This is a genomic window from Bacillus sp. GMs2/2 (assembly GCF_050172095.1).
Lineage (GTDB): Bacteria > Bacillota > Bacilli > Bacillales > Bacillaceae_G > Bacillus_A > Bacillus_A cereus.
On the sequence record NZ_JBNLYE010000505.1, the window covers coordinates 1 to 2,356 of the forward strand.

Consider the following 2,356-nt stretch of genomic DNA (forward strand, 5'->3'; position numbering starts at 1 on the left):
ATGTAGTTGTTATGCTAACAATTTTTTTATTTATTACTGCTTGTTCTAGCGGAGAAAGAATAAAAGAAATATGTGATGTGAAACCTAGTGACTTTAAGAAATATGCTGGAACATATGTTGGTAATAACTCAGATGTGGTTGCAATTGTTAATCATTTACCCGGTGGTGGAACAGTTCAAAGTATAAGTTTAGAAAAAGAAAATATAAAAGTGAACTATGGCGCAAAAGAAAGTGGGGCTCTTACAGAAGAAATGATTGAGACGTATTGGTTTGATGAGAAGGATACGATGAAGAAGAATTTTTTCTTTAATGCTATATATTTAGTAATTTTAGTGCCAAATGCAAAAAGTTATGAGTTTCAGGTAGAGAATAAAAACTTTAAGATAACGAGGGAAGAAATGTTATCAATTTTGCATAGTATATTCGATGATTTTCCAAAAGAAAAAGATATATGGGATAAAAATAAAGTTATATAGTTCTTTAACGGCAATGAAGAAAAAATTAAAATGCTTGTGGAAGATAAAGATTTTCGGAAATCTTTATTTGCTAAATATCCAGTGAGCCAGTTGAAATAATGGAGGGGAGAAGATGGAGTTAGTATACAAAATTTCTTATCATAGAATGCAGGATCATTATTTACCTAAGTTAGTACAGGCAATTAGGCTCGTTAGTGAAGAAGATTTGTGGAAACAAGAGACTTCTGTTAATTCAATTGGTGGAATCGTACTACATATTTGTGAACATTTACAGAGAAATACAAGGCGTTATAAGGATCCCAATATAGTTTTTGAAAATGGAATTGAAGAATATTTTCCAATAAAACATTTAGCTCCGAAACTTTGTTAAAAACTGTTGAAGAAATATTTGATGAGTGGGGAAAAGTATATATACAAGTATGGGAAGAAAAAAGGCATATTGAACTTCATAGTTTATTACATTTAGTGGAGCATACAAGTTATCATTTAGGGCAAATAGTAGATCGTACAAAGTCAATAAAGGGACAACAATTTAACTTTTGTCAAAATGGTATAAATGAAAAGAATTTGAGAACAAGAGTTGAAACTTCGAAATTTTAGAAAGAGAGTCACTCTTAAACTAATGATTCTCTTTTTTTGTAAAAGAAATTTATGGAAAAAACATTTTTATGTGATATGGTTAATTACACAAGTAATGAACCTATGAACCTAAGGTGGTGAAAGTGTGAAACCTACTCTGGAGCAAAATAAATTAATATACTTACAAATTGCAGAAACGATTGAATCTGATATTTTAAAAGACATATTGCTTGAAGAAGAACAAGTTCCATCGACAAATCAATTTGCGAAGATGTTACAAATAAATCCGGCTACTGCAGCTAAAGGGGTAAATGTATTAGTGGATGAGGGGATTTTATATAAAAAGAGAGGGATCGGAATGTTTGTTGCAAAGGGAGCGAAAGAAGTCGTACTAAAAAAAAGACAAAATACTTTTATGACTGAATATTTACCTAAAGTGTGGGAAGAAGCGAAAGTACTAGAAATATCAAAAAATGAATTGATGGATATGATTCAAAAGATTACGAAGGAGGGGAAAGAGGGATGATTGCACTTGAAACGAAAGATGTAACGAAAAAATATAAAAAGAAAATAGCTGTAAATGAAGTAACGATTTCATTGGAAGAGCATAAAATATATGGTTTGCTTGGAAGGAACGGAGCAGGGAAAACGACACTATTAAATTTACTTGCAGGTCAAATTACTTCAAGTAGTGGAAGTGTATCAATATTTGGTGAAAATGTATTTGAAAATAGTAAAGCAATGCAAAATATTTGTTTTGTTAGAGTTAAAGAAGCTGCATATTTAAATGATAAAGTAAAAAATATTTTTAATTTATGTAACATGTTTTATAAAAACTGGGATCAAGAGTTTGCTGAAGAACTTGCTAGGAGATTTCAACTTAATTTGAAAGACAAATACCATAAATTATCACATGGAATGCAAACTGTAGTAGGAATTATTCAAGGATTAGCAAGTAGGGCGCCGATTACAATTTTTGATGAACCGACTACCGGTTTAGACGCAGCACATCGAGAGCTGTTTTATAGTTTACTATTAGAAGATTATGGTGAGCATCCAAGAACAATTATATTATCAACTCATTTAGTAGAAGAAGTAACCCATGTTATCGAAGATGTAATCATCATAAAAGAAGGTGCACTTGTTGTTCAATCATCAGTGGAAGATTTATTACGACAAGGTCATATTATTTCAGGGAAAAAAGATAAAGTAGGTAAGTTTTCAATTAATAAAAAAGTTATAAATCGAGAAGTTTATGGAAATAAGGGGATTTCTGTTATATGGGAAGAACTTTCTAATGA

The 2,356-nt window shown here is 30.7% G+C and carries 2 protein-coding genes and 2 pseudogenes; all 4 read left to right on the forward strand.

The window, feature by feature from the left end; all coding sequences use genetic code 11:
• A pseudogene (locus ACQGS6_RS26675) lies at nucleotides 1–575 on the forward strand (DUF4825 domain-containing protein); the annotation flags it as partial.
• A gap of 13 nt (nucleotides 576–588) precedes the next feature.
• A pseudogene (locus ACQGS6_RS26680) lies at nucleotides 589–1,076 on the forward strand (DinB family protein).
• 124 nt (nucleotides 1,077–1,200) lie between these two features.
• Entirely contained in the window at nucleotides 1,201–1,581 is a 381-nt protein-coding gene (locus tag ACQGS6_RS26685) for a GntR family transcriptional regulator (RefSeq protein WP_000805199.1), read from the forward strand.
• The coding region (locus ACQGS6_RS26690; protein ID WP_426965893.1) for an ATP-binding cassette domain-containing protein at nucleotides 1,578–2,356 on the forward strand (779 nt) is incomplete at its 3' end. The genes ACQGS6_RS26685 and ACQGS6_RS26690, both read left to right, overlap by 4 nt.